Here is a 25379-nt window from a genome sequence, read left to right as displayed (position 1 = left end):
GGTTTGTCCCCGGTCGTAGCGGGTCATCGAGCGTAGGAGTGTCACATCGAGGATCAAACGCTATCGAGCGACAGCTTGCCGTGCCTTGAAAGCGTATGCGAAATGCCGCAATGCAGCGGTTTAGATGGCGTTCTATAACGTTCGTCAGACTAAAGTCGGGGCTTTCTTTTCAGAACCCATCCTTGCTAGATTCACGATGTGGTTCCTCTCACTCGCAATAAAAATAAGACGGAGAACGTCAATGGCCGACGCCGATAAAGAAAATGCTGCTGCGTACTGGAAGGCGAACGTTCGCCTCATAACATGGAGCCTTGTGGTTTGGGCTCTCGTCTCATATGGCTTTGCTATCCTCTTGCGCCCGTTGCTGTCCGGTATACCGGTCGGCGGAACAGATCTGGGGTTCTGGTTCGCTCAGCAAGGTTCCATCATTACGTTCATTTTGATCATCTTCCACTACGCGTGGCGGTTGAACAAACTGGACAAGGAATTTGGGGTCGAGGAGTAAGCCAGAATGAGTCAATATTGGATTAACATGTTGTTCGTGGGCGCATCCTTTCTCCTATATATAGGGATTGCGGTGTGGGCCCGAGCTGGGTCGACCAAAGAGTTCTACGTAGCTGGCGGTGGCGTCCATCCCGTAACTAACGGTATGGCAACTGCAGCTGACTGGATGTCTGCGGCTTCTTTCATTTCGATGGCGGGTATCATCGCTTCCGGTGGTTACGCGACTTCGGTTTACCTGATGGGCTGGACTGGCGGCTACGTGCTGCTGGCGATGCTGCTGGCGCCCTACCTGCGTAAATTCGGCAAGTTCACCGTACCTGACTTCATCGGTGACCGTTTCTACAGCCGAGGCGCGCGCCTGGTTGCGGTTATCTGCCTGATTCTGATTTCGGTCACCTACGTGATCGGCCAGATGTCCGGTGCTGGTGTTGCCTTCTCCCGCTTCCTCGAAGTGAGCAACGACGTTGGCATATGGCTTGCGGCCGCCATCGTGTTCGCCTATGCGGTATTCGGCGGCATGAAGGGCATCACCTATACCCAGGTGGCGCAATACGTGGTGCTGATCATTGCGTACACCATTCCTGCCGTGTTCATCGCCTTCCAGCTGACCGGTAACCCGATCCCGATGTTCGGTATGTTCGGTACCCACGTCGAATCCGGTATGCCTCTGCTTGATCGGCTTGACCTCGTTGTCCAGGATCTGGGCTTTGCTGCTTACACTGCCGACGTTGATAACAAGCTGAACATGTTCCTGTTCACCCTGTCGCTGATGATCGGTACTGCTGGTCTGCCGCACGTCATCATTCGCTTCTTCACCGTACCGAAAGTGGCTGATGCTCGCTGGTCGGCTGGCTGGACTCTGGTTTTCATCGCGCTGCTGTACCTGACTGCTCCGGCCGTTGCGTCCATGGCTCGTCTGAACCTGGTCAACACCATCTATCCGGAAGGTCCTCAGGCTGAAGCGATTCTCCATGCAGAGCGTCCGGCCTGGATGCAGACCTGGGAAGAAACCGGTCTGATCCAGTTCGAGGACAAGAACAATGATGGCCGTATCCAGATGTACAACGACACCAACGCTGCCTTTGCTCCTACTGCGCAAGAGCGCGGCTGGAACGGCAACGAGCTGGTCGTCAATAACGACATCATCGTTCTGGCCAACCCGGAAATCGCCAACCTGCCTGGCTGGGTTGTCGGTCTGATCGCGGCGGGCGGTATCGCGGCAGCGCTGTCGACAGCTGCAGGTCTGCTGCTGGCTATCTCCTCGGCGATCAGTCATGACTTGATCAAGACGATCATCAATCCGAAGATCAGCGAGAAGAGCGAGATGCTGGCTGCTCGTCTTTCCATGACGGGTGCGATTCTCGTAGCTACCTGGCTGGGGCTGAATCCACCAGGCTTTGCGGCACAGGTGGTGGCACTGGCGTTCGGTCTGGCGGCATCGAGTCTGTTCCCGGCGCTGATGATGGGGATCTTCTCCAAGCGTGTGAACAGCAAGGGCGCCGTCGCGGGCATGCTGGTTGGTCTGGTTAGCACCAGCGTCTACATCTTCCTGTATCTGGGCTGGTTCTTCATTCCAGGCACTGCGTCGTTCGCCAACACGCCTGCCGAGTGGATGTTCGGTATTTCCCCGCAAGCCTTCGGTGCTATCGGTGCGATGCTTAACTTCGCAGTGGCTTACGCCGTTTCGATGTCTACTGAAGCACCTCCGCAGGCCATTCAGGATCTGGTTGAAAGTGTTCGTACTCCGAAAGGCGCGGGCGCTGCGCTTGATCACTAAGTGTTAATTCGTCCAGAAGTTGGGTTTAGAATCTGACCCATGGGTGAAACAAGTCGGGCTTCCATTTGGAAGCCCGACTTTTTTAAGGAAGATCCATATGATCTGGCATCTAATCGCCGCAATCGTCGCCGCAGTGGCGGGTGCGGGGGTCGCGCTGTTGTTGCGCAGCCTGACCCGTAAGCGGCTACCGAAGTGGATCATCCCGGCATTTGCCGGTCTGGGCATGCTCGGCTACACCATCTATTACGAATACACCTGGTTCGACACCAAGCAAGCGCGTCTACCGCAAGGCTCCGTTGTGGTATCGAGCGAAGAGGGCGAGATGTTCTGGCGCCCCTGGACCATCAAGTTCCCGATGCCACTGGTCTATACGGTACTCGATGGCGCGAGCGCGCAGGTTGAAGAGACAAGCAAGGGTCCCGTCGCTCGTTTCACCCTGTATCGCTTTGAAAAGCACCATCTGATATCCACGGTGAAAAGCGCGAATTACCAGGCGCTGTGCACCGAGAAGGTGATGTTCCGGCTGAACGAGGAAGGTCAGGCGAAGTTTGAAACCATGACCGAACTGGACGTGGCTGCGCCGCTTTACCAGGCCGTTTGCACAGCCAATCACTCCTGATCACTCCATGCCAGCGATGCCGCCCGCTATGGCGGTCAGGGCTGCTGGCGCTGGTTGATCCTTTCGCTACCGGCTCGGCTTTCGCGGCCGGGGTAACAGGGGCCACAACCCCAGTCCCGCCTGCGCGCCCAACCCGAGCCAGGCCAAGGTATCCCACCAGCCATCACCCAACAGCGCGGCGAACAATCCGGCCATGCCGAGCAGGGCGATCAGGCTGGGCAGCAGAAACGTCGATTGGCGCCAGCTCATGCCATCACCTCGCGCGTCGATGTGGCGCCGCGACGTCGTACCCACCATAGATAGAGACCGCTGCCGAGTACGATGATCGTCAGCACGTCCAGCACCGCCCAGAGAATCTGCATCGGCCGCCCGCCGTAATCGCCGAAGTGCAGCGGCGAGGACAGCGACAGCGCATCCATGTACCAGGGGCGGGTGCCAACCGCGGTGACCTGGAGCGTCTGCGCATCGATCAGGACTGGCGTCCACAGGTGCGAGGTCAGGTGCGTGGCTCCGACCATGAACACCGCGTAGTGATGCTCGCTGGAGAAGCGTGTGCCGGGAAAGGCAATGAAGTCCGGCACCATGCCCGGCGCGGCCCTTCCGGCGATGGTCAGCAGATCGCTTGCGGGCGCTCGGCGCTCGAGCGGCGGCGCATCGCGATAGGGCTCGACCATGGCGGCGAGCGATTCATTGCGCCAGGCGGCGATCAACAGGTCCGCCGTTGCGGTGATCACGCCAGTGACGCCGACCACCAATGCCCAGGTCAGGGTGACGATGCCGATCAGGTTGTGCAGGTCCAGCCAGCGGGTGCGCCGCGAGCGGTCGCGACGCACCTCGGCGAAGCGCAGCCGACGCATGAAGGGCGCATAGAGCACCACGCCCGAAACGATCGCGGTCACGAACAACACGCCCATGAACGCCAGCAGCAGCTTGCCCGGCAGACCGGCGAACATGTCCACGTGCATGCGCAGGAAAAACATCATGATGCCGCCATTGGCCGCCGGCATCGCCACCGCCTCACCGCTTCGGGCGTCGAGCATGAATGTGTACGAACTGTTCGGCTCGGTGCCGGCGGTCGCGGCCATGATGGCGACCACACCGGACGGCTCGTCTGCTTCCCAGCCCAGGTACTGGACCACCTCTTGCGGCCGATGCCGTTCAGCGGCAGATACCAGTTGCTGCAGGTCGAGACGCGGCGTGTCGGCGGACATTTCGCGCAGCTCCGGCGCTTCGCCAAGCAGGTGCTCCAGCTCGTGGTGAAAGATCAGCGGTAGCCCGGTAATGGCAAGCATCAGCAGGAACAGCGTGCAGATCAGGCTGGTCCAGGTGTGGACGAATGACCAGCGACGGATGGTGGTGGTCCGCATTAGAACTCCAGCTGCGCCGACAGCTTGAGGGTGCGGGGTGCCCCAAGGTAATGGCTGCTCAGCCAGTATTCCTCGTCGGTCAGGTTGCTCAAGTTGGCGCGCAGGGTCAGAGCTCGTTCATCCGCCAAGGCCATGCGATAGCGACCGCCTAGGTCGAAAGTGGTGAACGAGGGGATGGTGTGGTCGTTGGCCTCGTCGGTGTATTGCTTGCCCGTATAGAAGGCGCCACCGGTGAGTGTCAGCCCGGGTACGCCGAAGATCGCGTACTCGCCGTACAGCTTGGCCAGGTGCCGCGCCACGTCGACCGGGCGATTGCCGTCGTTGGCAGCGTTCGCCGCGCCTTCTACGACCGGATCGAGCAAAGTGACGCCGCCCACCAGCGTCAGTGCTGGGGTAACGTTGCCCGATACGCTGAACTCCAGGCCCTTGTTGTTCTGCATGCCATCCTGAACGAAGAAGTTGGCTGCATTGGTGTAGGTGTTGGGCTTCTCGATGTCGAACAGCGCAACGGTGTACAGGGCACCGCCGAGCTCGGCTTTCGCACCGATTTCGTACTGCTCGCTGACGATCGGCGCAAGTGCCTGGCCGGCGTTGTTCGAGCCGCTCGGCGCCACGCCACCCGTCTGCAGACCTTCGATATAGGTCACGTACGTAGTCAGCCACTCGACTGGCTTGTAGACGAGCGAGACGTTGGGCGAGGTTTTAGTTTCGCTGTAGTCCTCTATCGCCGGCGGGCTGCCGAACGCTTCGACCCAGACGAAGTTGTCGCTGAAGGTCTTGATACGTGAGTGCGTCACGCCAAGGATCGTCGACCATTGCTCGTTGAATGTGATGACGTCGCCGATCAGTACGCTGTCGGCCTGGGAGCGGCTGGCCAGATGGTAGTCGCCGTCGCCAAGGTCGTAGGCGGGCTTGGCGACTTGCGGATATTTGTCGAAGGAAGCCGCGCCGCACAGTACATCTACATATTGCGGCCCATTACCAGTACTGCCGCAGAACGTGCCTGCGGCATAAGGGATGTAATCGGTGTTATAGCGAACCCGTGCGATGTTTCCTTGGTAACCGAAGGTCATCTCATGGCCGATGCCCACGGTGTCGAAAACTGCATCGAGAAACAGGTTGCCCGAGGTCTCTTCGGTTTCTACCGGGGCGAAGGCATAGAGTGGCTGGACGTACACGCCGGCCGAATTCACGGTCGGCCCCGTATAGGCGTATTCGGTCGTGTACTGGCTGTAGCCCAGCGCGCCGCGCAGGCTGAACACGTCGCTCAGGCGCCACTGGAAGCGGCTGCCGACACGGTCGTGGCGGCTGTCGTTGTAGGCCCAGCGTTGGCTATAGAGCTCGTCGTTCTCCAAGTCGTCGGCATCAGGCCGGAATGCTTGATCGGCGAAGTACCAGTAGCTGGTGAGGCCCCGCGTCTCACTCTGCTTGTGCGAGGCGTCGAACTGGATGAGCAAGTCGTCGCTGACGTTCCAGTCCAGTGCGACGCTGGCCATGTGACGGCGTTCGACCTGGCCATCGATGGCGGTTTCACCGTCCTGGGCGAGCAGGTTGACGCGGTAGGCGAAGCGACCTTCGCTGTCGATCGGCCCGCCGAAGTCGCCGTGCAGGTACTGGTTCTCGCCGCCAGGGGTGCCGTAGGTCACGCTGTTGTAGCGCTCGGCAGTGGGGCGCTTGAGCACGTAGTTGACCAGTCCGCCGGGGCTGGCCGGACCATATAGGAAGCCGGACAGACCGCTGAGGATTTCCAGCCGCTCCATTTCCTCGATGAAGTTGCCGCCATCGTAGCCGTTACTGAAGCGCAGGCCATCATTGGCGATACTCAGGTTGCCGACGCCGCTGAAGCCGCGAATGGCTACCGCGCTGGCGTAACCGGCGCTGGTCGGGGAGGTGAACTGCGTGGTCGGGCTGAGCTTGAAGATGTCGTCGCTGGAGGTGGCCTGGATGTTATCCATCAGCTCCGAGGAAATCACTGCCACCGAATAGGGAGCATCCTGGAGTGCCATTCCGCCCAGCGCGCCGACGTTTCGCACGGCGCTGGCGCGATAGCCGCTTTCTTCGCCGCCCTCAGCCAACGCCTCGGTTGCCGTCACGGTGACATCCGGCAGTGCCATCGCCTCGGTTGCTGCCTGCTGCAAACTGAAGCTGCCCGAAGGGTCCTGACGAAGTTCGAGTCCGGTGCCGCGCAAGGCTCGCTGCAGCGCACCCTGGCCATCGAAGCGGCCTTGTACCGGCTCGGCCAGGCGGTCGCGGGTCAACGCCGGATCGATGCTGAGCACCAGTCCCGCTTCGGCGGCGATACGATTGAGGGTCGAGGCCAGAGGTGCGGCGGGCAGAGAGTACTCGCGAACATCGCCAATAACCGCTTCGCCGTTGGCCGCCTGGGCCAGTAGTGGCAGTGGTGCGACGGCAATAGCAACGGCCAGGAGGCTGGGACGGAACAGTGAAAGCGATGGCATTTGTGAATAACTCCCGAATAGGAATATGTCTCAGTTATTCATCAGGCCGGATCAGAAATGAAAAGTGATAGGGGCCGCTGAAAATATTTCATAGGGGCCCGCAGCGCCGCTGTGGTGGGCGCCGTCGCTACTTGCCCGGGGGGCTGACGGGTTGCGCCGGAACCACCTTGACCCACCAATCGGTGTGCCGCTCGATCCGCACCGGAAGGCTGGGCGGAAGCGCCGCCAGGGCCCGGTCGGTGTCATGCAGCGGAAAGCTGCCGCTGATGCGCAGGGACTCGAGGCTCGGATCGAGGCCCAGATAGCCGCGGCGGTATTCGCCCAGTTTTTTCAGCAGTTCACTCAACGGCAGGTCATCAACGACGAGCATGCCGAGGCTCCAGGCATCCGCCGCGATGGGCGCGGCCGAACTCTCTCCGAGGCGATTGCGATGCATCAGCACCTGCTCGCCAGCGCCTATGGTGCGGCCCGTTTGCCCGTCGTCCGGATGCGCGGCGACCGCCGAGCGCAGCACGATCAGCCGAGTGGCATTCCTTTCGCGACGAACGATGAAGCGCGTACCCAGCGCTCGAAGGTCGCCATGTGCGGTTTCCACGATGAACGGTCGCGGGTCGCTTCCCGGCGCCGTTTCCACTAGCACTTCTCCCTGATGCAGGAACAGTCCGCGTCGCCGCTCATCGAAGCGGATGTCCAGTGCGCTGCGGCTGTTCAGCTGGATGCGGCTGTTGTCGTCCAGCGTAAGGCTGCGCTGCTCGCCTGCGCCGGTGCTTGCGTCTGCGAGCCAGACCGGCAGCGGGCGCGCCTGAAGCGCAAGGCCGAGACCGAGCAAGCCGAGCAAGGCCAACCCCAGAAGCGTGCGGCTAACGGCATGCTGCCGTTTGGTCGCGGCATTGCTCTGCAGGGCGCGCCTGGCGCTTGGCGAGTTGATCGTTCCCAGACGCCGATCGATACCCCCCAGCTGCGCCCAGGCCTTGGCGTGCTCGGCGCTTTGGTTCAGCCAGCGCTGGAGTTCGGCGTCGAGCTGGATACCCGCTGCGTCGTCCCCCAGGCGCAATTGCCAGGCGATAGCCTCATCGAGGACGCGGGCCGATACCGGTGTGCGGTCCAGGCTCATGTCGGCTCGCCGTAGACGGCGATGTAACACTGGCGCAGCGCCTGGGCCAGATACTGCCGCACACGCGGGACCGACACGCCGAGGCGTTGGGCAATCTCGGCATGCGTCATGCCATCCAGGCGGTTGTAGAAGAATGCCGCGCGCGCGTTCGCGGACAGTTGACCCAGCAGCGCATTCACCTCGCGCAGCGCCTCGATGATCTGCAGCTGCTCCTCGGCGCTGGGTTGCGTTTCTTCCGGCTGAAGCGCCAGTTCATCGAGATAGGTGCGTTCCAGCGCACTGCGGCGAAAATGGTCAATCAGCAGGCCGCGGGCAATCGTCGCCAGCAGCGCTCGCGGTTCGCGCACCTCACCCAGGTCATTGCGTTTGAGCAGGCGCAGGAATGCATCCTGGCTCAGGTCCTCGGCGCGATGCGGGCAGGTCTGGTAGCGCCGCAGCCAGCTGAGCAGCCAATCACGATGGTCGCGATACAGCGTGCCTACAAAAAGTTGATTGGACGATTCACCCGCCGACAAGACGAACGCTCCGAGGCCTGGATTGGCCGGTAACGAGAACTATTCGCAGCATGATCGCAAGTTGCCGTTAGCGGTGCAACGACTGGCTATCGGTTACGCGGCAGATCCGAAGAGATTCATGTGCGGCGGTGCTACATCAATTGCGCCTGTTGGCGCCGACGCCAATTAGTCAGCCGCTGATTCAGCGCCGCCAAGCTATCCAATCCTTGCCGGCGCGCCTTACTGAGCAGGATCAGCGCCAGCTCGGCCGTTACGAGCGCGTCGGCGCTGGCATGGTGACGCTGCAGCACTTGCAGGCCGAAACGACTGCACCAGTCGTCCAGCCCATTCTGTCGCGGGCGATTGTCGGGACACAGCATCGGCGCGAGTTCGGCCACGTCGAGGAATGGATGACGCAGCTTGTGGCCGAGCGTCTGCCTGAGCGCGCGAGCCAGCATGCGCTGATCGAAACCGGCATGAAACGCCAGAATCGGGCTGTCAGCGACGAACTCCATGAAATCCAGCAACGCTTCGGCGGGATCTTCGCCGGCTTCCAACTCGCTCGGCGCGATGCCGTGGATAAGTACGCTCTCGCTGATTTTCTGAGCCGGTCGCAGCAACGTCGACTCGAACTGCTGGCCCAGGTCGATGCCGCCGTTCTCGATGACCACCGCGCCAATGGACAGAACGATGTCGCGACGCATATCCAGCCCGCTGGTTTCCAGGTCCAGCACCACCAGACGCGTTTCACTGAGCGGGCAGGTAGCGGGTGCCGACGGCACGGGTAGCCGGTCGCGTCGCTGCAGCTGTTCAAGGTCCAGTACCGGACCACGCATGTTGAACCAAGGCATGTTCATAACTGATAACGCAGGGTCAGGCTGCTCTGCAGGCGCTGGGCCTGACGGAAAGATTCGCGCAGGATACGACGGTCCAGGTGGTTCAGGGTGTCAGGGTCGAGCCGGTTGGAATAGGGCCGCCCCTCGCGTGCCTGCTGCTGGTGTTGCTGCATGCGCGTCTGCTGGATGAAATGGTAGGCCTCTTCGTAGGCCGCGCCATCCTTTTCGTCGACGACCTGCTTTTCCACCAGCTGCCGCAGCCGGTCGAGCGTGTTGGTGCTGGCGATACCGTTGGCCAGCGCCAGCAGCCGGGCACCGTCGACGAAGGGCGTCAGGCCCTGCACCTTGAGATCCAGCGTCGCCTTGCCGTCGCCTTTGCGGGTCATGACGAAGTCACGGAACCGGCCTACCGGTGGCCGGTGACGCAACGCATTTTCGGCCATCATCCGCTGAAACAGCCGATTTTCTGCAATCTCTTCGAGCAGGTCGCTGCGCAGCCGCTCACAGCCATCGCTGGAGCCGCAGACCGCTCTCAGGTCGAAGAAGATGGTACTGCCGAGCAGGTTCTCCGGCGTCGATTCACGGATGAACGAGCTGAAGCGCCGGCGCCACTCCTGCCGCGACAAACACAGCTGCGGATTGCCGGCCATGATGTTGCCCTTGCACAGGGTAAAACCGCAGGTGCCGAGGTCCTGGTTGATGCGCTCGGCGAGTGGCAGCAGTCGTCCCCGGATGTGTGCGGCTTCGGCCGCGTCCTTGGCTTCGAAGAGAATGCCATTGTCCTGGTCGGTATGCAGCGTCTGCTCGCGCCGGCCCTCGCTGCCGAAGCACAGCCAGGTAAAGGGGACGCCTGGATCGCCCAGCGCGTCGATGGCCAGCTCGATCACCCGGCACACCGAGTGGTCGTTGAGCAAGGTGATGATGCGCGTGATCTGGGTGGACGAGGCACCGTGGGCCAGCATGTTGTCGACCAACTGCTGGATGCGGCTGCGAATGATCACCAGCGTCTCGACGCTATCGGCATGCGAAATGGCCTGCGCCAGATGAACCAGATCGACGCGTTGCAGCGAGAACAGATCGCGCTCGGAAATGACGCCGCGCAGCAAGCCGTTCTCCACCACACAGATATGGCCGATGTGCCGCTCGGTCATCGCAATCGCCGCGTCGAACGCGGATGCGTCCGGCGGCAGGTGGAACGGGTCCTGTGTCATGAACTGGGCAATGGGCATCGACAGATCGGTCGTGCCGGTGCCGATCACGCGGCGCAGGTCGCGTAGCGTGAAGATGCCCTGGGGGTGCAGGCCGGCGTCGGTCACCACAATGCTGCCGACATTGTGTTCATGCATCAGGGCGACCGCTTCGTTCAGCGGCATCGAGGGCAGGCAGGAAACGGGATGATGCAAGGCCAACTCACCGATTCCGGTTTCCAGCGAATATTGCGAACCGAGATTTTCCACCGCCCGCATCTGTGCCTGCTGATTGACCAGATCCAGCAGGCTGCTCACGCCGCGCATGGCGAAGTCGCGGAACGCGGCGGATTTGGACACCAGCTTGACGAAGGCCGGCTTGTTCAGCAGAAAACAGAAGGTGTCCTCGGCGGCGAAATGACCGGTGCGGGTTGCGCGCTCGCCCATCAGCGCGGCCATCGGGAAGCATTCGCCGAGGATCACTTCGAAGGTGGTTTCGGTTCCGCGTTTGCTTGTGTGCGGCCGCTGGCCATGGACACGGCCCTGCTTGACGATATAGAAGTGCTCGACGATGCCATCGTCGGGCGAAATGATGCAGTCGCCTTCACTGTAGAAGCGCAGCTGGCAGTTTTCGACCAGATAGGCGAGGTGGCCCGGTTCCATCTGATTGAACGGCGGATACTTGCGCAGAAATTCCATGGTCCCGTGAATGTTCTGCAGCACAGCAGTCTTCCCTGCCTCGGCGAAGGCATCGGCTTTGCTCATGGTTCGCTTCCATTTTTCAAGCGCCCAATGGTGGGCCGTGGGTTCGGAAGGGCACATTGGACGTAAGTCTAGTCGCCTAAGGGAGGCATTGTGCTGACGGGCGTCGGTTGATTCGATGAGGGTGTTGCGGGTTTTTGCACGCAAAAAGAAACCGCCCAGAAGGCGGTTTCTTGCACTGCAGAATCAAATCACGGCAGGGTGAACAGCACCTTGACCGAATCATTGACCGCCGCGCTGTCGACATAACCGACTGCGTCGGCTTCGGCAGCGACCTTGGCGACCATCGCTGCGTCATCGGCGACGCTGGCCATCGGCTGGCCCTTGCCGGTGAATACGAGGCCGGACCAGTAGGACTTCAGCTGCGACTCGTTCTTGTTGGTAACTGCCGAGTAGAAGCTTTCCTTAGCCGGGGTCCAATCCTTGAGGTCCACGCCTTTCATGGACTTGTCCTTGCCCAGAAAGATGTTGGCGACGTCAGACTGCGAAGGTGCCTTGGCCGCGCCTGGATTGACGATTACGGCGACTTCGGCCTGAGCCATGGAAATCATGCCGAGCAGGGCTGCGCCACTGAGAATGCGAAGGGATGTTTTCATCTGGACGCTCCTCAGAATACGAAATCGACGCCGACGGAAACGATGTCGCCGTCGTAGTTGCGGGTTGGGGGACCGACGACCACTTCGTCGAACACTTCCTGAGCGCTACGGGTAAACCACCCGACGTAGCCGTTGGTAGTATCAACGCGCTTGTACTCGCCCTTGACTACTACGGTTGGCGCGGCCTGGTAGTTCAAGCCCAGGGTCCAGGAGTTCTGGCGACCACCGTTGTCATCCTGCTGTGCGTAGGTTACGTGCGGCAGGAAGTCACCAAAGCGGCGGCCCCCCATCAGGTAGAAAGAATCGACGGACTTCGCGCCGTCGTTTTCGATCGTGCGCGAGGTCCACTCGTTGCTGCTGAGCCAGGTGCCGTTGTCGTACTGGTAGCCGATCGAGGCGAATTTGCCTTTATCTTTATCGAGGCTCATCATTGGAAGCTTTGCGTTAGGACCCCAGCCTATAGCGGTAGCGTCTACGGTGCCGTAAATATCAGTTTTGATAGCCGTTTCGGCGTAGCCGATGCGCAGCATGCCGAAGTCATTGGTTGCCAGGCTCACACTGGCGGCGAGTATCTTGCCATAATCGATATCGAACCGCTCGTCGGAAGCATAGATGTCACGGTTCATCGCTTGACCGCCAGCGACCTGGAATACGATTGAACCGAAAGACAGCGGTACGGTGTACACCGCATCGACGCCTTCGTAGTTGGTCACCTCGACCTGGTTGTAGACCTCGTCCGGCAGGCGTAGCCAGGGGTAGGTGTACCCGACGTCGAGGCTTTCGGAATACATATAGATCGGGGTGCGCAAACGGCCGGCACGGAGCATCAGCTGGTCGTTGGTCTGCCAGGACAGGTAGGCCCACTCCAGGCCGGCCTTCCACTCATCATGCTGTGCCTTGGCGGTGGCCTGAACGGTCACGCTGACGGTGTCGGTCAGGCCATAGCTCAGCTGCGCGCCGAACTTGGATAGCTGGTCGCCACGCCAGGAATCGTTGGTCTGGCTCTGCACGCCATAGTTGCGGCCTTCGTCTTCGCCACCCAGATGGGTGAAGCCGACGGTGCCGAAGCCGTTGAAACGGTGCTCGCCCTGCTCGAGAGCGAATGCGGGTGTTGCTGCCAGGCAGGCAGCTGCCAGGCTTATGACACGTACTGCGGTCATGGGTGATGCTCCTAACACTGATTAAACGCGGAACTGGGCGGTGGCCGCCCGCAGGTGGTCGCCGGTACTGACCAGTTGCTCGCCGAGACGAGCAGTGGCTTCGGCGCCGTTTGCGGTTGCTTGTGCGTCCTGCTGCAACACTTGGGTTTCTTGTTGGATGGAACTCGACAGGCCGATCTGCTCCTGAGTGAACTGGGCGATGCCGGCGTTGAGTTCGTCGATCTGGTTGACGGTCTGGGCAATGGTTTCGAGCAATTGGGTGGCTTCTACCGAGCGCTCGATACTGGCGCGGGATTTCTCCCCGTTGCTGGTCATGACGTTAAGCACGGTGTTGGCGCTGGTTTGCAGCCGCTGGATGATTTGCTGAATTTCGGCGGTGGAGGCGGCGGTCTTCTGGGCGAGGTTACGCACCTCATCGGCGACCACGGCGAAACCGCGGCCTTGCTCACCGGCGCGGGCGGCCTCGATGGCGGCGTTGAGCGCCAGCAGATTGGTCTGCTCGGCAATGCTGCGGATCACCGTCAGCACTGAACCCACTTCCTGGGTTTCCTCTTCCAGCTGCTCCATGGCCTGCACAGCGCTCATCACACTGTTGCCCAGATCGCTGATGCCGCTGGACAGGCTGCCGACGTGCTCACGCGCGGTGGCGGCCTGGCGGGCGGCGGAGTTGGCTTCGTCGGAGGCCTGCTGCGAGCGCTGCGCCACCTCTTGAATGCTACCGGTCATGGTGAGGATGTCGCGGGTAATGGAGTCAGTGTGGTGCTGTTGCGACTTGGCGTTCTCTTCTGAACCTTGGGTCAGGTTGTAGAGCTCCTTCGATACCTGGCCGAGCGGGCTGGCGGCCTCGATAATCTGGCGAATGGTGCCCTGCAGTTTGTCGAGGAAGCCGTTGAACAGACGGATCATTGCGCCGATTTCATCGTTGGACTCGACGTTGACGCGGCGGGTCAGATCGCCGTCGCCCCTGGCAATGCCCTGCAATGAGTCGATCACGCCACGAACGTTGCTCATGATGCTGCGAGTCACGACCCACGCGCACAAGGTGACCAGAACCAGAAACGCCAGGCTCAGGACGATCCCCAGCCGCGTGGTGGTTGCATTGACTTCGCGGGTTTCGGCCAGCGTATGCTCGAAGTCATCGTAAGCGGCGCTGCGGAATTCAGCAGCCAGCCTCTGGGCCTGTGCTAGGTCGTTCCCCATACGATCGAGACTCGGGCGCAGGTCTTCGAAGGAAGCGCTGCCGCTGACGAGCTTGTTGGACGCGGAGATGGCATTGTCGGCGTAGCGCTCCACGGCGAGACGCCAATTGTCGAGGTGCTGGCGGCGGCTGGGCACCTGTACGAGTTTTTGCAGTTCGTGCTGGTGCGCCTTGATGTCCTGTAGCACTTCGCCGGCTTCGGTGAGCAAAGTTTGTTCGCCAGCCGCAACCGCGCTGTTGAGCAGGCCAGGGACGCGCGAGAACTGGAAAATAGCTGCGTCGGCCCGTTCCAGCACGGGGTAGCTGTGGGTTTCCAGCGCGTGTAACCGCGAGTCGGTGGCTGAGAGCTGGAACGATGTGTAGCCCACGAACAGGACAAGGCCCAATATCGCAACGGCAGGCGCGAGGGACAGTTTGAACGTCAGTGGTAGGTTTTTCAGCATTTTAGGGTTCCCGGACAGGGCCAGATGTTCGCTAGCCAAATGATGGCGTAATGATATCAAGGGTAAATTATGGGTACTAACTGACTTCTGGGTCATGTATCGCTAGATCCCAAATAAACTTAAGTTTTTTTGTTGGCGTCAGAATATCTTACGACGAAAGGCGCTTTTATCGTTACGCTCCTTAATTTCGACCTATAGCAGCAAAGCTTCCAGAATTCGGATGCATGGTTTCAACGGGTCAACTCGACAATCACCTCGCTGCGGTAACATTCGCCGGTCCGCGCAGCCAATAAGTAGAACGGGTACTTCATGGGCGTCAGCCAAATCCTTCTTCGTCGCTCGCTTCCCCTGCTGCTAGCGGTTCTCCTGGTTGCGGCGTCTGTTATCGCCTATTCCGTCACGCGCATGGCCCATTCGCTCGACCTTAACGTCAGCGAGCACAGTCGCTTTTTGGTCAGTAAAGCGCTGGATTACAGGCGGACAATGCTTGACCAAGGAGCGAATGCGCTCGTCGCGCTTAGTGAGGTGCCCGCGGCTCCGCAGCCAGGCGGGGAGATGGCTGCGCTGGACGCGCTTTTCCATAGGCTCGATTACGATGCCCTGTTGTTGTTTGGCCCCGGTGCGGAGACGGCTCGAGCATTAACCTCCGAAGCCGTGCGCGACAGCGAGTCGCGACGACAGCTCGATATCGGGTTTGAAAGGCTGGTGGAGCAGGCTCGGCAGGCCGGCCCCGGAGCGTTCAGTAATGGCGTTCTGCGGCTCGGCGATATGCTGGTATTGGCTGCTGTAGCAACCGCGTCGGCTGACGATCAAGCCGCCCCGGGCCAGATACAGACTGAGACCTTCATTCTGATGGACGTGCTGACTCCGGATGAGCTGCTGCAGCTTGGTTTTCAATACGGACTGATCGATCTGCATGTGGCCGACGAGGGCGCGATATCGGCAGAGTCCGGCCTGGCCATCCCCGGTCTGATCGGAGCACCGGTGATCTTCGGCTGGTCGCCGCCAAGGTTCGGTCGCGAGATGCTTTATGGGCTGCTGCCGGTTGTGGGCTCATCCGCGTTGCTTCTGCTTGTGCTCATGGGCCTGATTGCCCTCGATGCGGTGAAGGCTTCGCGACGCCTCGAAGAGAGCCATTCAGCGCTTCTGGACAGCCAGGCAAGCCTTGGCAGCAGCGAGAGACGCTTCCGTGATATCGCCGAGGCTGCATCCGACTGGCTGTGGGAAACCGATGAGCAGCTGAGGTTGGTATATCTCTCCGAGCGGTTCGAGCGCGTCACTCACCATACCGCCAGTCAATGGCTGGGCCGGCCGCTGGATGAGCTGCTTTGGGCTGAGGGTCAGGAGATCGCGCAGTGGTTGAGCAAACAGAGCGGCAAGTCCTTGCACTGCCAGTACTCGGACCGGAACGGCAATGTTCGGGTCTGCCGCGTGGCGTCACGTCCGATCATAGTGGACGGGCAGTGTGTCGGTTACAGAGGCACTGCCAGTGATATTACCGAGGAGGTCAAGGCCCAGACGCAGGTGGCGCACCTGTCTATGCACGATGCCTTAACCGGACTGCCCAACCGTAACAACCTGCATAATTTCCTCGCCGACAAGCTGGAGGCGGGAAGGCCGTTGGCGATGCTCAGTCTCGATCTGGATCGCTTCAAACCCGTCAACGACACCCTTGGTCATGCGGCCGGCGACCACGTGCTGAAGGAGGTTTCGCTTCGTTTGCTTCATTGCACGCGCAATGAAGACATGGTCGCCCGGCTTGGGGGTGACGAGTTCATCATGGTGCTTGATGGCATGAGCGCCCAAGAAAGCATCGAAGCGCTCTGTGCACGTCTTATCGAACAGATCAATCAGCCGATGGCCTACGAAGGCCAGGACATTTTCATCGGTGGAAGTATTGGTATTGCGCTTGCGCCGCAGGACGCGAACGAGGCGAACGAATTGTTGCGCTGTGCAGACATCGCGCTCTATCAGTCCAAGGCAGACGGACGTGCGACATGGCGGTTCTATGCCAGCGAAATGAACCAGCGGCTGCTGCAAAGACGGCAGATGGAGATGGACCTGCGAGACGCCATGGCCGCGGGAGAGATGATGCTCCACTATCACCCGCGCTATCGAACCAATGGCATGCACATGATCGGAGCGGAGGCGCTGGTGCGCTGGCAGCACCCACAAGCAGGGCTGCTCGGCCCGGCGCAGTTCATTGAATTGGCAGAGGAGACCGGGCTCATCGTCCCGTTGGGGCGATGGGTTTTGAGCGAGGCCTGCAGGGAAGCAGCACGTTGGCCAGAGCACATGATCGTGTCGGTCAACTTGTCTGTCGTCCAGTTCCGCCAGAGCGATCTGCGACTGGACGTCCAGGAGGCGTTGCAAGAGGCAGGCCTAGCCGCCTCGCGTCTCGAACTGGAGGTGGTCGAAAGCATCCTGCTGGATGAATCCGCGGGTGCGTTGAAAACGCTCAATTCGCTCAAAGAGCTAGGCGTACGGCTGACCATGGATCAGTTCGGTAATGGCTATTCTTCGCTCAATTACCTGCGAAATTATCCGTTCGATGGGCTGAAGATCGATCGCAGTTTCATCGCTAACGTTCTCAGGTCTGCGGATGACCGTTCGGTTATTAAGGCCATCATTGGGCTCGCTCAGGCCTTGGACATCAGCGTCACGGCTGAGGGGGTAGAGACCGGTGAGCAACTCGAGTGGTTGGGAGAAGAAAATTGCGCGGAGGTACAGGGCTTTCACATGTCCCAGCCGCAGACCGCTGAAGACTTGGACCGCCTGATTCGTGGCGTGGACGACGCAAGCGTATAACTGTTGCGGGACGATGTCGGCAGGCTACGCAGTTTTTTGTCCGTTCAGTGTCTGAACGATGGTTTTCCCTGCTCCCTTTAGCCTCGCCTTGCAGTTTTGGGGGCGAGCGCTACATGGGATCGCTGTGCTAGGTCGCCCTATCCGGCACTGATCGTACTGTTCGACTGTTGTGAAAAAGCCGCGCTGAGTGAAAGCGCGGCTGTAGTTCCTGCTGCGGTTACAAACCGTTCTTGGCCTTGAACTCGCGGCGGCGGCGGTGCAGGACCGGCTCGGTGTAGCCGTTGGGCTGCTTGGTGCCTTCGAGGACCAGCTCTAGGGCGGCCTGGAAGGCGACGCTGTTGCCGAAGTCCGGTGCCATCGGGCGGTACAGCGGATCACCTTCGTTCTGACGATCGACCACTGGCGCCATGCGCTTGAGGCTTGCGACGACCTGGTCCTGAGTCACTACGCCGTGACGCATCCAGTTGGCTACGTGCTGGCTGGAGATGCGCAGGGTGGCGCGGTCTTCCATCAGTGCGACGTCATTGATGTCCGGTACCTTGGAGCAGCCCACGCCCTGTTCGACCCAACGCACCATGTAGCCGAGGATGCCTTGCGAGTTGTTGTCCAGCTCGTTGCGCTTTTCCTCGTCGCTCCAGTTGGTGTCCTTGGCCAGAGGGATGGTCAGGATGTCATCCACCGAGGCCTTGGTGCGCTTGGCCAGCTCGGCCTGACGGGCGAACACGTCGACCTTGTGGTAGTGCATCGCGTGCAGCGTGGCGGCAGTCGGCGAGGGGACCCAAGCGGTGTTTGCACCGGCCAGGGGGTGGCCGATCTTCTGCTCGAGCATGCCGGCCATCAGGTCGGGCATGGCCCACATGCCTTTGCCGATCTGAGCCTTGCCCTGCAGGCCGCAGGCCAGGCCAACGTCGACGTTGTTGTCCTCATAGGAGCTGATCCACTTCTCGCCTTTCATCGCGGCCTTGCGAACAACCGGGCCGGCTTCCATGGAGGTGTGGATCTCGTCGCCGGTGCGGTCGAGGAAGCCGGTGTTGATGAACACCACGCGCTCGCGCGCTTCCTTGATGCAGGCCTTGAGGTTGATCGACGTGCGGCGCTCTTCGTCCATGATGCCGACTTTCAGGGTATTGCGCGGCAGCTTGAGCACGTCCTCGACGCGGCCGAACAGTTCGGTAGCGAACGCCACTTCTTCTGGGCCGTGCATCTTCGGCTTGACGATGTAGACCGAGCCGGTGCGGGTGTTCTTGCGGGTGGTGTTGCCGTTGAGGTTGTGCATCGCGGCGAGGCTGGTGAACAGGCCGTCCATGATGCCTTCCGGCACTTCGTTGCCGTCCTTGTCGAGGATGGCGTCGTTGGTCATCAGGTGACCGACGTTGCGGATGAACAGCAAGGAGCGACCATGTAGGGTCAGCTCGCCGCTGCCATCGGCCTTGCTGTACACGCGGTCGGGGTTCATCGCGCGGGTGATGCGCTTGCCGCCCTTTTCCAGTTCCTCGACCAGGTCGCCCTTCATCAGGCCGAGCCAGTTGCGGTAGACGATGGTCTTGTCGTCGGCGTCGACGGCTGCGATGGAGTCTTCGCAATCCATGATGGTGGTCAGCGCCGATTCCATCAGGATGTCTTTGACGCCGGCAGCGTCGGTCTGGCCGATGGGGCTGGCCGGGTCGATCTGGATCTCGAAATGGATGCCGTTGTGCTTGAGTAGCACGGCGATCGGCGCGTTGGCGTCGCCCTGGAAGCCGAGCAATAGCTGCGGGTCTTTCAGGCCGGTGGTGCTGCCGTCTTTCAATGAGACGACCAGCTTGCCGCCGTCTATGCGGTAGCCGGTGGAGTCGGCATGCGAGCCGCTTTCCAGCGGGGCTGCTTCATCCAGAAAGGCGCGAGCGTAGGCGATGACCTTGTTGCCGCGAACCTCGTTGTAACCCGGGCCCTTGCTAGCGCCGCCTTCTTCGGAGATGGCATCGGTGCCGTACAGGGCGTCATACAGCGAACCCCAGCGGGCGTTGGCGGCGTTCAGCGCGAAGCGTGCGTTCATGATCGGCACCACCAGCTGCGGGCCGGCCATGCGGGTGATTTCTTCGTCGACGTTCTGGGTGGTGGCCTGGAAGTCTTCGGCTTCGGGCAACAGGTACCCGATCTCCTGCAGGAAGGTCTTGTAGGCGGCGAAGTCGTGAGCCTGACCGGCGCGGGCCTGATGCCAGGCGTCGATTTTCGCCTGCAGTTCGTCACGCTTGGCCAGCAGAGCGCGGTTTTTCGGCGCCAGATCATGGATGACGCTGTCGGCGCCGGCCCAGAAGGCCGCGGCATCGACGCCAGTACCGGGGATCGCTTCGTTGTTGACGAAGTCATACAGGACTTTGGCGACCTGCAGGCCACCGACTTGAACGCGCTCAGTCATTACTCGCCTCACTTGGTTCTTCAAATCTTCGGACGATTCTTCTTGTAGTCCGGGTCGGCGGATACTACAGGAAGCCGTCCGGAAAAGCAGTTCGTTGCGCTTGTCAGCCCAGGTCGACGGCGCGGCATTGGAGATCAATTTGACCGTGCTAAAGCGGCGAAACCGACACCTTGTTCTATACCTATGGAACCGGGCTCCATGGGTGCACGACTCACGCTCAGGCGCACGCGGCTTTCGCCGGTAGCGCAAGAACCAACTGAAGAGGAGCCAGACATGGACCATCTCGTCCTGACAGTCATCGCCGAAGATCAGCCGGGGCTGGTCGAACGTATCGCCAACTGCATCGCCGGGCATGGCGGCAACTGGCTGGAGAGCCGCATGTCGCGCATGGCCGGGCAGTTTGCCGGAATTCTGCGGGTCGCGGTGCCGGCCGAAGCGCATGCCGACCTGATCGCCGCGTTGCAGCAGCTGGAGCGACAAGGCATCCGCGTGGTGTTCGCGCACAGCGGCGAAGAGCCCGAGCGCAGCTGGCGGATGATCCAATTGCAACTGGTGGGTAATGATCGTCCCGGCATCGTCCGCGACATCACCCGACTGCTGGCCGGGCACGGCGTCAACCTGGAAAGCCTGGACACCGATGTGTTGCCCGCGCCGATGACCAACGAATTGCTATTTCATGCCGATGCGCGCCTGGCGGTGCCGACCGAGCTGTCGCTGGAAGCGTTGCAGCAGCATCTGGAAACCCTGGCCGACGATCTGATGGTGGAGCTGAAATTGCAGTCAGCGGACTGACCGCTAACTACACCGGCGCATGCGTCGCCTCAGGCTTCAACGCTCCTGCGCATCAGCCGCCAGGCGTCATAGCTGTACACCGCCAGCCCGGCCCAGATGCAGATGAACGCCGCCTGGCGGTCGGCTGGGAAGGGCTCGTTGAACACCCACACCGCCAGTATCAGCAAAAGTGTCGGAGTGATGTACTGCAAAAATCCGAGGGTCGAATAGGGCAGATGACGCGCCGCGGCGTTGAAGCACAACAGCGGCAGCAGGGTGACGGGGCCGGCGGCTACCAGCCACAGTGCCTGAGGTTCGGTCCAGAACGACCATTCGGTGGTCGGCCCGCTGCCAAAGAAAAACAGCCAGATCAGGGCGACCGGCAGCAACAGCCAGGTTTCCACCACAAGGCCAGGCAGTGCCGCCACCGGCGCCTGCTTGCGCAACAGGCCGTAGCTGCCAAAGCTCAGCGCCAGCACGATCGCGACCACCGGAAAGTCGCCGAGCGTGATCAGCTGTAGCAGCACGCCGGTCGCCGCCATGGCTACCGCAAGCCATTGCAGCGGCCGCAGACGCTCACGCAGCACGATCAAGCCGAGCAGCACGTTGACCAGCGGGTTGATGTAGTAGCCCAGGCTCGCCTCGAGCATGTGATCGTTATTCACCGCCCAGACGTAGATCAGCCAGTTGGTGGCGATCAATACGCTGGAAATCATCAGCACGCCGATTCGGCGTGGGTGCGCCAGCAGCTCCTGCCACCAGCCGGGATGGCGCCACAGCATCAGCACCAGCGTGCCGAACACCGCCGACCAGATGGCGCGCTGGGTCACGATCTCGAGCGCCGCGTATTGCTCGATGGATTTGAAGTAGAGCGGGAACATGCCCCAGATGCAGAAGGTCGTGAGACCCAGCAAATACCCTTTACGCAGATCGGCGGTGGCCATGATGGTCCTGTAACGGAGCAACGGAGAGCCGGACATTCTGCGCCTGCGGCAGGCCCTTTGTCTGCTGCTGCGATGGCTCCCGCCGTTGAAGCAATTGGCAAACACACAGGTTGAACGCAGCGGACTGCACCCCGTCTCACCTGAACGACTCAGGGGCGTCCTCGCGCTCCGACAGCCATATGAGGTCTGCGATGAATTTGCACGACAAGGTTGCATTGGTTACCGGTGGCTCGCAGGGCATCGGTCGCGGTATCGCCGTACGCCTGGCCGAGGCGGGGGCCGATCTGGTCATCAACGGACGGCACGATGACGACGAAGTTCGGGAGACTCTTGAACAGATCCGCGCGCAGGGCCGGCGTGCCTGCTTCGTCGGTGCCGATGTCGGCGTGGTCGCCGAGTGCCAGCGGTTGGTCGAGCAAGCGGCCGAGCAGATGGGCCGCCTGGATATCCTCGTCAACAACGCCGGCGTGCAGAAACATGCCGCCTTTCTCGATGCCAGCGAGGCCGACTACGACCAGGTAATGAACGTCAATCTGCGCGGGCCGTTCTTTACTGCCCAGGCGTTTGCGCGATACCTGCGCGACGAGGGGCGGGGTGGGCGCATCATCAACAACAGCTCAGTTCACGAGGAGCTGCCATTCCCCAACTTCACCAGCTACTGCACCAGCAAGGGCGGTTTGAAAATGCTCATGCGCAACCTGGCAATCGAGCTGGCGCCCTTGGGTATCACGGTCAACAACGTCGCGCCGGGCGCGATCGAGACGCCGATCAATCGCTCGCTGATGAACCAGCCGGAAAAGCTCGCAGGCTTGCTGGCGAACATTCCCGCCGGCCGTCTCGGCCAGCCGCGTGACGTGGCGGGCGCGGTGGCCTTCCTTGCCTCCGACGAGGCCGAGTACATCACTGGAACTACGCTGATCATAGACGGCGGACTGCTATGGAATTACAGCGAGCAATGACCGATATCGATCACAAAGGCCCCTTCGATTACGACACGCATGCGGTCTCCGCTGCCGACACCCTGACCCCGGCGGATCGTTATCAGGAACTCTTCGTGGCCGTGCAGACGCAGCGCGTATTCCCAGACAGTAAGACCTTCGTCGACTGCGCGCCGCGCCAGCATCCCGAGCGAATTCTCGAGGCCTATCGCGCACGGTCGCGCGACCCTGGTTTCGATCTGCGCGCCTTCGTGCACGAGCATTTCAGCGTGTTCGAACTGCCGGCGAAGGAGTTCGTCGCCAATCCCAACGACAGCCTGAGCGAGCACATCGACCGGCTCTGGCCTGTTCTGACCCGCCATCCACGCCAGCACCCGAAATTCTCATCACTGCTGCCGCTGCCGCACGATTACGTAGTGCCGGGCGGGCGTTTCACCGAGCTGTATTACTGGGATTCCTACTTCACCATGCTCGGCCTGGACGAGAGCGGGCATTGCGAGCTGCTGCGTTCGATGGCGGATAATTTCGCCTACCTGATTGACACTTACGGCCACGTGCCCAACGGAAATCGCTCCTACTACCTGAGCCGCTCGCAGCCACCGGTGTTCGCGTTCATGACCGACCTGTTCGAGGAAACCGGCGTGCATCGCGCCAGCGATTACTTGCCGCAGTTGCGCAAGGAATACGCTTTCTGGAGCGAGGGCGGCGATCAACTGCGTCCGGGCGAGGCCCATCGGCGCTGCGTCTGCCTACCCGATGGGAGCGTGCTCAACCGTTATTGGGATGACCGTGACACGCCACGCGAGGAGTCCTATCTCGAAGACGTCGAGACCGCGCGCTCGTCGAGCCGGCCTGCGCATGAGGTCTACCGCGACTTGCGTGCGGGCGCCGAATCGGGCTGGGATTTCAGCTCGCGCTGGCTGGGCGACCCCCAGCGGTTATCGAGCATTCGCACCACCAACATCATCCCGGTGGACTTGAACTGCTTTCTCTACAAGCTCGAACGGCAAATCGCCCGCCTCAGCGAGGTGAAGAGTCAGCATGGCTGCGCCGATCAGTTCCGCCAACGTGCCGAGGCGCGTCTGAAGGCGATCGACCGCTACCTGTGGAACGACCAGCGCGGTGCCTATTTCGATTACGACTGGACGCTGCAAAAGCCGCGCGACAACCTCACAGCCGCGACGTTGACGCCACTATTCGTTCAACTGTCCAGCGCCGTACAGGCGGCACGCGTCGCCGACATCGTGCGCGAACGGTTGCTGGCGCCGGGCGGGCTGGCGACGACCGAGATTGGCGACAGCGGCGAGCAATGGGACCGACCCAACGGCTGGGCGCCCCTGCAGTGGATGGGGATTCGTGGGTTGCAACACTACGGTCACGAGGCGCTGGCGCTGCAGATCGAAGAACGCTGGCTGAGCATCGTCTCGCACCTCTTCGAGCGGGAAAGCAAGCTGGTGGAGAAGTACGTCCTGCGGCCCTGCGTCGAACATGCGACCGGTGGGGAATATCCTCTGCAGGACGGTTTCGGCTGGACTAACGGTGTGACCCGCAAGCTGATGCAGGAAGACCCGACCCATGAAGTGCACCGTTGTCGGGCGGGGCAGTGCCGCTCGGCGTGAGCGAAGTCGGGAGTGACACGTTTAGGTCTGCCGCGCGGCACATTGAATGGCTTTGGCGGACTTCTCAAATCTGCGGCCGAATGAATCCGGCCCTACGGACTATCTGGTCTTTACGGATTTCGGCGATAAGGGCTAGCGAGCGCCCCGGACAAATCCAGCGTGCCTTTCTCGACGAAGCGCTGAGTGCCGAACAGCCCGCCGGCGAGCTTTCCGCGCAGCACGTAAGGCACCTCTTCCATGCCGACATGCTCGGCCAGGCCCAGCGCTTGGCGGACGGCGGAGAATGCGGAGATGGTCACCGGAACGGTCAGAACGGTTTCGCCGAAGCGCGGTACGCTGCCGCGCTCATCGCTGACGCCGCTGGCCAGGCGTCGACCGTTGATTTCCAGATCGAGCGCCACGCCGTTGTAATCCAGCGCCATGTCGTTGGGGTTCTGCACCCGCAGCTTGACCGCCATGCGCAGCTCCAAACCCTCACCGGGCAGCGGCTGGATACCGGCGACCTGCACGTTGAACGGGTCACGCGGGCTGAACGCCGCGCAGCCAGTCAGGCTCAGCACGAGCATGAAAACCAACAGCAAGGCGGTAACGGGTACGGCTCGGCGCATGCGCATAGGATGGTTCACTCGGTTTTTTTGGTGAGGTTGCCCAGGCCCTGCAGCAGCTCCATGGGCAGCGGAAAGACGATGGTCGAGTTCTTGTCGCCAGCGATGTTGCTCAGGGTCTGCATGTAGCGCAGCTGCATCGCCCCACTCTGGCGGCCAAGCATCTCGGCAGCCTGCATCAGTTTCTCCGACGCCTGCAGCTCGCCCTCAGCATGAATGACCTTGGCCCGCCGCTCACGTTCCGCCTCGGCCTGGCGGGCGATAGCGCGGATCATCGATTCGTCGAGATCGACGTGCTTGATCTCGACATTCGCCACCTTGATACCCCAGGCGTCGGTCTGGGCGTCCAGCACCTGCTGGATATCGTTGTTGAGCTGTTCACGCTCGGCCAGCATGTCGTCCAGATCGTGCTTCCCGAGTACCGCACGCAGCGTGGTTTGGGCCAGCTGGCTGGTTGCCGAATGGTAGTCCTCGACCTGAATGATGGCCTTCTCGGCATCCAGCACGCGGTAGTAGACCACCGCGTTGACCTTGACCGAGACGTTGTCGCGAGAGATCACGTCTTGCGTCGGCACGTCCAGCACCAGGGTGCGCAGATCGACCCGAACCATCTGCTGGATGCCGGGAATGACCATGATCAGCCCCGGCCCCTTGACCTTCCAGAATCGCCCTAGCTGGAACACCACGCCACGCTCATATTCGCGCAGGATGCGGAAGGTCGATGCGAGCAGCGCGAACAACAGCACCAGCACCGCGATGAAGCTCATTTCAAAACCCATG

General features: G+C 61.2%; 21 protein-coding genes. 7 read left to right on the top strand and 14 right to left on the bottom strand.

Going from position 1 to position 25379, the window contains the following annotated elements; translation table 11 throughout:
* Positions 1 to 241 precede the first annotated feature (241 nt).
* The 3 genes from NA647_RS08065 (at position 242) to NA647_RS08055 (ending at position 2900) form a co-directional block, all read left to right on the top strand.
* A complete protein-coding gene (locus NA647_RS08065; protein WP_045163945.1) occupies positions 242 to 505 on the top strand; it encodes a DUF4212 domain-containing protein in 264 nt (87 codons plus the stop codon).
* A gap of 6 nt (positions 506 to 511) precedes the next feature.
* Positions 512 to 2281, top strand: coding sequence for a sodium:solute symporter family protein (locus NA647_RS08060; RefSeq protein WP_256057212.1), 1770 nt, complete (start codon positions 512 to 514; stop codon positions 2279 to 2281).
* Positions 2282 to 2378: 97 nt separating this feature from the next.
* Positions 2379 to 2900, top strand: coding sequence for a hypothetical protein (locus tag NA647_RS08055; protein ID WP_256057211.1), 522 nt, complete (start codon positions 2379 to 2381; stop codon positions 2898 to 2900).
* Between the two features lie 66 nt (positions 2901 to 2966).
* Here the strand turns inward: NA647_RS08055 and NA647_RS08050 are convergent, their stop codons facing one another.
* The 10 genes from NA647_RS08050 to NA647_RS08005 form a co-directional block, all read right to left on the bottom strand.
* Positions 2967 to 3149 (bottom strand): hypothetical protein, encoded by a 183-nt coding sequence (locus tag NA647_RS08050; RefSeq protein WP_045163942.1) that lies wholly within the window; start codon positions 3147 to 3149, stop codon positions 2967 to 2969.
* Positions 3146 to 4267 carry a PepSY-associated TM helix domain-containing protein gene (locus NA647_RS08045; protein WP_256057210.1) on the bottom strand — a complete coding sequence of 374 codons (1122 nt, stop codon included), beginning with the start codon at positions 4265 to 4267 and terminating at the stop codon, positions 3146 to 3148. The genes NA647_RS08050 and NA647_RS08045 overlap by 4 nt, the downstream gene beginning before the upstream one ends.
* Positions 4267 to 6726 carry a TonB-dependent receptor gene (locus NA647_RS08040; protein ID WP_256057209.1) on the bottom strand — a complete coding sequence of 820 codons (2460 nt, stop codon included), beginning with the start codon at positions 6724 to 6726 and terminating at the stop codon, positions 4267 to 4269. The genes NA647_RS08045 and NA647_RS08040 overlap by 1 nt, the downstream gene beginning before the upstream one ends.
* 127 nt (positions 6727 to 6853) lie before the next feature.
* The gene (locus NA647_RS08035; protein WP_256057208.1) at positions 6854 to 7840 is read right to left on the bottom strand and encodes a FecR family protein; all 987 of its coding nucleotides are present in this window, start codon (positions 7838 to 7840) and stop codon (positions 6854 to 6856) included.
* Positions 7837 to 8355 carry an RNA polymerase sigma factor gene (locus NA647_RS08030; RefSeq protein WP_256057207.1) on the bottom strand — a complete coding sequence of 173 codons (519 nt, stop codon included), beginning with the start codon at positions 8353 to 8355 and terminating at the stop codon, positions 7837 to 7839. Before NA647_RS08030 ends, NA647_RS08035 begins: the two co-directional genes overlap by 4 nt.
* 131 nt (positions 8356 to 8486) lie before the next feature.
* A complete protein-coding gene (locus NA647_RS08025) occupies positions 8487 to 9191 on the bottom strand; it encodes a 3'-5' exonuclease (protein ID WP_256057206.1) in 705 nt (234 codons plus the stop codon).
* Positions 9188 to 11122 carry a putative nucleotidyltransferase substrate binding domain-containing protein gene (locus NA647_RS08020; RefSeq protein ID WP_256057205.1) on the bottom strand — a complete coding sequence of 645 codons (1935 nt, stop codon included), beginning with the start codon at positions 11120 to 11122 and terminating at the stop codon, positions 9188 to 9190. Before NA647_RS08020 ends, NA647_RS08025 begins: the two co-directional genes overlap by 4 nt.
* Positions 11123 to 11310: 188 nt before the next feature.
* Positions 11311 to 11715: a phosphate ABC transporter substrate-binding protein gene (locus NA647_RS08015; RefSeq protein ID WP_256057204.1), complete on the bottom strand. Its 405-nt coding sequence runs from the start codon at positions 11713 to 11715 to the stop codon at positions 11311 to 11313.
* 11 nt (positions 11716 to 11726) lie between these two features.
* Positions 11727 to 12875, bottom strand: coding sequence for a porin (locus tag NA647_RS08010; protein WP_256057203.1), 1149 nt, complete (start codon positions 12873 to 12875; stop codon positions 11727 to 11729).
* A gap of 21 nt (positions 12876 to 12896) precedes the next feature.
* Complete coding sequence (locus NA647_RS08005) at positions 12897 to 14516, bottom strand: methyl-accepting chemotaxis protein (protein WP_256057202.1); 1620 nt, start codon at positions 14514 to 14516, stop codon at positions 12897 to 12899.
* A 555-nt stretch (positions 14517 to 15071) separates the two neighbouring features.
* Here NA647_RS08005 and NA647_RS08000 point away from each other — a divergent pair.
* Positions 15072 to 17324 carry a putative bifunctional diguanylate cyclase/phosphodiesterase gene (locus tag NA647_RS08000; RefSeq protein WP_256057201.1) on the top strand — a complete coding sequence of 751 codons (2253 nt, stop codon included), beginning with the start codon at positions 15072 to 15074 and terminating at the stop codon, positions 17322 to 17324.
* Between the two features lie 217 nt (positions 17325 to 17541).
* On the opposite strand, the gene NA647_RS07995 is transcribed toward NA647_RS08000, so the two are convergent.
* Positions 17542 to 19722, bottom strand: coding sequence for a malate synthase G (locus NA647_RS07995; RefSeq protein ID WP_256057200.1), 2181 nt, complete (start codon positions 19720 to 19722; stop codon positions 17542 to 17544).
* A gap of 273 nt (positions 19723 to 19995) precedes the next feature.
* On the opposite strand from NA647_RS07995, the gene NA647_RS07990 reads away from it, so the two are divergent.
* Positions 19996 to 20514 carry a glycine cleavage system protein R gene (locus NA647_RS07990; RefSeq protein WP_181099623.1) on the top strand — a complete coding sequence of 173 codons (519 nt, stop codon included), beginning with the start codon at positions 19996 to 19998 and terminating at the stop codon, positions 20512 to 20514.
* Between the two features lie 29 nt (positions 20515 to 20543).
* Here the strand turns inward: NA647_RS07990 and rarD are convergent, their stop codons facing one another.
* Positions 20544 to 21437: an EamA family transporter RarD gene (gene rarD, locus NA647_RS07985; RefSeq protein ID WP_256057199.1), complete on the bottom strand. Its 894-nt coding sequence runs from the start codon at positions 21435 to 21437 to the stop codon at positions 20544 to 20546.
* A gap of 191 nt (positions 21438 to 21628) precedes the next feature.
* On the opposite strand from rarD, the gene NA647_RS07980 reads away from it, so the two are divergent.
* On the top strand, positions 21629 to 22396 hold the full coding sequence (locus NA647_RS07980) for an SDR family NAD(P)-dependent oxidoreductase (protein WP_256057198.1): 768 nt from the start codon (positions 21629 to 21631) through the stop codon (positions 22394 to 22396).
* Positions 22393 to 23994, top strand: coding sequence for an alpha,alpha-trehalase TreF (gene treF / locus NA647_RS07975; protein ID WP_256057197.1), 1602 nt, complete (start codon positions 22393 to 22395; stop codon positions 23992 to 23994). The genes NA647_RS07980 and treF overlap by 4 nt, the downstream gene beginning before the upstream one ends.
* Positions 23995 to 24104: 110 nt before the next feature.
* Here the strand turns inward: treF and NA647_RS07970 are convergent, their stop codons facing one another.
* Both NA647_RS07970 and NA647_RS07965 read right to left on the bottom strand, forming a co-directional pair.
* Positions 24105 to 24608, bottom strand: coding sequence for an LEA type 2 family protein (locus tag NA647_RS07970; protein ID WP_423836463.1), 504 nt, complete (start codon positions 24606 to 24608; stop codon positions 24105 to 24107).
* 8 nt (positions 24609 to 24616) lie between these two features.
* Positions 24617 to 25378 (bottom strand): slipin family protein, encoded by a 762-nt coding sequence (locus tag NA647_RS07965; protein WP_272889603.1) that lies wholly within the window; start codon positions 25376 to 25378, stop codon positions 24617 to 24619.
* Position 25379 lies beyond the last annotated feature (1 nt).

Source organism: Stutzerimonas stutzeri (assembly GCF_024448985.1).
In the GTDB taxonomy this organism is placed as follows: domain Bacteria; phylum Pseudomonadota; class Gammaproteobacteria; order Pseudomonadales; family Pseudomonadaceae; genus Stutzerimonas; species Stutzerimonas stutzeri_AP.
The sequence above is the reverse complement of the archived record's forward strand: the minus strand, read 5'-3'. Positions and strand labels throughout refer to the sequence as shown.

Bases quoted from the DNA above. Each gene is read 5' to 3' on its own strand.
- NA647_RS08065 (WP_045163945.1), top strand. From the start codon at position 242: ATGGCCGACGCCGATAAAGAAAATGCTGCTGCGTACTGGAAGGCGAAC.
- NA647_RS08060 (WP_256057212.1), top strand. From the start codon at position 512: ATGAGTCAATATTGGATTAACATGTTGTTCGTGGGCGCATCCTTTCTC.
- NA647_RS08055 (WP_256057211.1), top strand. From the start codon at position 2,379: ATGATCTGGCATCTAATCGCCGCAATCGTCGCCGCAGTGGCGGGTGCG.
- NA647_RS08050 (WP_045163942.1), bottom strand. From the start codon at position 3,149: ATGAGCTGGCGCCAATCGACGTTTCTGCTGCCCAGCCTGATCGCCCTG.
- NA647_RS08045 (WP_256057210.1), bottom strand. From the start codon at position 4,267: ATGCGGACCACCACCATCCGTCGCTGGTCATTCGTCCACACCTGGACC.
- NA647_RS08040 (WP_256057209.1), bottom strand. From the start codon at position 6,726: ATGCCATCGCTTTCACTGTTCCGTCCCAGCCTCCTGGCCGTTGCTATT.
- NA647_RS08035 (WP_256057208.1), bottom strand. From the start codon at position 7,840: ATGAGCCTGGACCGCACACCGGTATCGGCCCGCGTCCTCGATGAGGCT.
- NA647_RS08025 (WP_256057206.1), bottom strand. From the start codon at position 9,191: ATGAACATGCCTTGGTTCAACATGCGTGGTCCGGTACTGGACCTTGAA.
- NA647_RS08020 (WP_256057205.1), bottom strand. From the start codon at position 11,122: ATGAGCAAAGCCGATGCCTTCGCCGAGGCAGGGAAGACTGCTGTGCTG.
- NA647_RS08015 (WP_256057204.1), bottom strand. From the start codon at position 11,715: ATGAAAACATCCCTTCGCATTCTCAGTGGCGCAGCCCTGCTCGGCATG.
- NA647_RS08010 (WP_256057203.1), bottom strand. From the start codon at position 12,875: ATGACCGCAGTACGTGTCATAAGCCTGGCAGCTGCCTGCCTGGCAGCA.
- NA647_RS08005 (WP_256057202.1), bottom strand. From the start codon at position 14,516: ATGCTGAAAAACCTACCACTGACGTTCAAACTGTCCCTCGCGCCTGCC.
- NA647_RS08000 (WP_256057201.1), top strand. From the start codon at position 15,072: ATGGCTGCGCTGGACGCGCTTTTCCATAGGCTCGATTACGATGCCCTG.
- NA647_RS07995 (WP_256057200.1), bottom strand. From the start codon at position 19,722: ATGACTGAGCGCGTTCAAGTCGGTGGCCTGCAGGTCGCCAAAGTCCTG.
- NA647_RS07990 (WP_181099623.1), top strand. From the start codon at position 19,996: ATGGACCATCTCGTCCTGACAGTCATCGCCGAAGATCAGCCGGGGCTG.
- rarD (WP_256057199.1), bottom strand. From the start codon at position 21,437: ATGGCCACCGCCGATCTGCGTAAAGGGTATTTGCTGGGTCTCACGACC.
- NA647_RS07980 (WP_256057198.1), top strand. From the start codon at position 21,629: ATGAATTTGCACGACAAGGTTGCATTGGTTACCGGTGGCTCGCAGGGC.
- treF (WP_256057197.1), top strand. From the start codon at position 22,393: ATGACCGATATCGATCACAAAGGCCCCTTCGATTACGACACGCATGCG.
- NA647_RS07970 (WP_423836463.1), bottom strand. From the start codon at position 24,608: ATGCGCATGCGCCGAGCCGTACCCGTTACCGCCTTGCTGTTGGTTTTC.
- NA647_RS07965 (WP_272889603.1), bottom strand. From the start codon at position 25,378: ATGGGTTTTGAAATGAGCTTCATCGCGGTGCTGGTGCTGTTGTTCGCG.